The sequence below is a fragment of the Pseudomonas sp. B329 genome (genome assembly GCF_023127835.1).
GTDB lineage: Bacteria > Pseudomonadota > Gammaproteobacteria > Pseudomonadales > Pseudomonadaceae > Aquipseudomonas > Aquipseudomonas synxantha_A.
Genome location: NZ_SPKP01000067.1, coordinates 1 through 2982 on the forward strand (window position 1 = coordinate 1; position 2982 = coordinate 2982).

Consider the following 2982-nt stretch of genomic DNA (forward strand, 5'->3'; position numbering starts at 1 on the left):
GGACGATGCCCTTGAACCAGTTTTTGTCATACGGCTTGATGTAGTCGTCCACACGCACGTCGGCGCGATTACCCACCGGGCGCAGCAGGATGACCCGGCGGCACTGCTCCAGCAGTTCCTGGCGCGACAACACCGTGGCCAGGCCATGGTCGCCGCTGAGCCGCACTTGCAGCGAGTCCTCGGCGCGCAAGCCTTCGATCAGCGCCAATTGGCCATCGGCCAATTGCACCAGCAACGGTAAACGCCATTGAGTCAGGTCTTCGGCCTGTAACTCTTCATCAATCTTGACCGACAGTCCCAAGTGTTTGGCAATGGCATACAGCTGGTCATCGGAATGCGCACTGCCCTGCCAGGCAGCGGCCAGCCGCGCATCCTCGGGGGAGAAGCTCAGGTTGTAATGACCAGCAACCAGCAACAACATTTCCAGCCAGGGCGGGGAAACAGATGGCGGACTGGCTTGCAGGGGTTCTTGGGCACGGCGGTTCATGGCAAACGCTCACGGTAGGTGGCGTCGTTGGCAGCACCAAACGCCTGACTGAGATGGCCTGCGCTATACAGGCAGTTGATCTGTAACCGACGCAGGCTATTGAGCGTGGTCTGCTGCTCGACCCGCGACAAATACGCCTCTTGCTCGGCATTGAGCAGATCCAGCAGCGGCCGGGTGCCCAACTCAAGGTATTGCTGGCGGTAGAGCACGCGAGTTTCATTGATCGTGCTTTCGCGCACGGTTTGGGCACCCAGGCTGGCATGTAACTTCAGCACCTGGCTCTGCGACTGCTGCATTTCCTGGCGCGCGCGCAAACGGGCAGTATCGAGGCCGGCCTGGGAGGACGCCAGGGCCCTCTCGCTGGCCGCCTTGCCGGCCTGGATCGCGTTACCCTGATAGATCGGCATGCTCGCGTTGAGGAAGACGCTGTAGCGGCTGCGGTCCTGGTCCGTACCTGGGCTGCCATCCAGCTGGTGGCTGAATGTCGGCTCCAGGGACAGTGTCGGTAGCCCGGCTGCCTTGGCGGCGCTCACTTCGGCCTCGGCCCGGGCTACCCGCGCTTGGGCGGACTGCACCTCAGGGTTGTCCTGCATCTTGGCATCGACCTGCTGGCACGACTGCTCCAGTTCCCGCGGGAAATGGTCGGACACACCCTCGACCCGAGGTTGCCCGATCAGGTTCGACAATGTGGCAAACGTACGCGCCAGGCTGGCTTGATGCTGGAAGCCGGTGACCTTGGCAGCTTCAATACGCGACATGGTTTGCACATAGTCCGAACGGGTACTGGCGCCCATGTCCAGACGCTGGCGCGCCAGGTCGGAGACTTTTTCCAGGCTGTCGATCTGGTCCTGGGTGATCGCAATCAACCGCTGGTAATACTGGCCGTCAAGAAAGGCCAATGCGGTATTCATGGCAACCTGTTCGACACTCAGGCGCACGTCTGCCTCGCGCTCGGTGACACCGGCCTGGCTGGCCTCGACAGCGCTGGACACCTTGCCGAAGTCATACAGCATCTGCGAGGCACTGACGTCGAAGACCTGGGCACTGTGACTGCCAGGCACACCACTTTGGTAGCCGCTGCGCACGCCACCGCTGATCCTGGGGTAATAGCCGGCCTGCGCCACTTCTACCCGCTGCACTTGTTCATTGACCCCTTCCCGCGCCCGCAGGATATCCGGGTACGAGGTTAAGGCCTGGCGCACGGCCGCCCGCATATCCAGCGCCGCGGTGCCGGCAGTGGCTAAGGTGTTCACGCTCAGTTGGGGAGCGGAAGGTGGAAGAAACTGCCCGGCTTCAATCAATGAAACCAAAGAGGGCGCGGGCACCGTTTCTTGCACTTGACTGTTCTTGATCGGATGCACGGTAGGCGCAACCTGATCTTGGGGTTGGTCATGCACAGAGGGTGCATTGACCTGCCCGACCACACCGCCCGAACTGAACGATAAGGCTATCGTCAGGCAGGCAATATCACGCCGGGGATGGAATATCCGGAACATAATTGACACTCAGGGAAAATAACCCTGGGCCATACGGCCCAGGGCTCTGTCATTACGACTTAAACAACGGAAACACCACTCTCGACCCAGAGGTCTTTCTTCGACGTTTCATCGATGTAGTGCACATACTCATGGCCATCCAGCGGCGCCTTGACGCCATCGGGTTTCCACGAATCCGGCAAGTCCAGGGTCGAGGCAGATGTCGACTTCGACACCGTGCCATCGGCTTGCAAGATATCGTTCAAGGTCACCGTCAACGCGGGCTTGGCCGGATCGTCCTTGGCTTGCAGGCTGACCAGCTTGTTGACGTCCAGGTTTGGCCCCTGACCCAGGTTGAACGACGGCAGTGCAGTGTCGCTGTCGATGTCTGTCTCCACCTGGCTTTCCGGCTGAGCGAGTTGCGCCGCCAGATCAGGCGCGGGGGCCACACTGGTCGACACCTCGTTGAGCTCGGTGACGAGCTTGGAGTCGGCAATCTTCACCGCCAGGGTGGAGGTCACCGTCTCGCCGTTCGTGTGCCGTACTTGATACGAGAAAGTCTCGACTTCATTCAGACCCGTCAGGCTGAGTTTTGGCGTGTAGGTGTAGTCACCGTTCGCCGCGACTTTCAAATCACCGTATTTACCGGCAATGGTTTCCTGATTGATCGAAGGCACCGATTTGCCATCGACGCTGACGATGCTGGCATCATCACTGTCGATCAAATCACCCGAGACGGAATACGCCTTGATATCAATTTGGAAGGTCGAGGTGAGAATGGCTCCCCCAGCAGTCCTGGCCTCATACGAGAACGTCTCGGTCTGGTCCGAAGGGGTGGCATTGCTGTTCTGCCTGTAGGTGGCTTGACCATCGGCGCCGATGCTCAGGTCACCAAACTGGCCTTTGACCACCGTGCGCACTTCATTGGCAAGTGTCGTATTGTTGACCTTCAACAACGTTGCGCCTGCCGGCAGAATCAGGTCACTCTTTATCGCACTGTTGGCAAAACCACCAATGAAC

The 2982-nt window shown here is 59.7% G+C and carries 2 protein-coding genes and 1 pseudogene; all 3 read right to left on the reverse strand.

Features of this window, described 5'->3' with window-relative positions; translation table 11 throughout:
- A pseudogene (locus E4P00_RS27840) lies at positions 1–487 on the reverse strand (type I secretion system permease/ATPase); the annotation flags it as partial.
- Complete coding sequence (locus E4P00_RS27845; RefSeq protein WP_078820954.1) at positions 484–1983, reverse strand: TolC family outer membrane protein; 1500 nt, start codon at positions 1981–1983, stop codon at positions 484–486. The gene E4P00_RS27845 and the pseudogene E4P00_RS27840, both read right to left, overlap by 4 nt.
- 59 nt (positions 1984–2042) lie before the next feature.
- Positions 2043–2982, reverse strand: a 940-nt coding sequence (locus E4P00_RS27850; protein ID WP_248133414.1) for a VCBS domain-containing protein, incomplete at its 5' end; no start/stop codon positions are given.

What these genes read in the sequence shown, in the direction of transcription:
- E4P00_RS27845 (WP_078820954.1), bottom strand. Translation starts at nt 1,983, where the DNA reads ATGTTCCGGATATTCCATCCCCGGCGTGATATTGCCTGCCTGACGATA.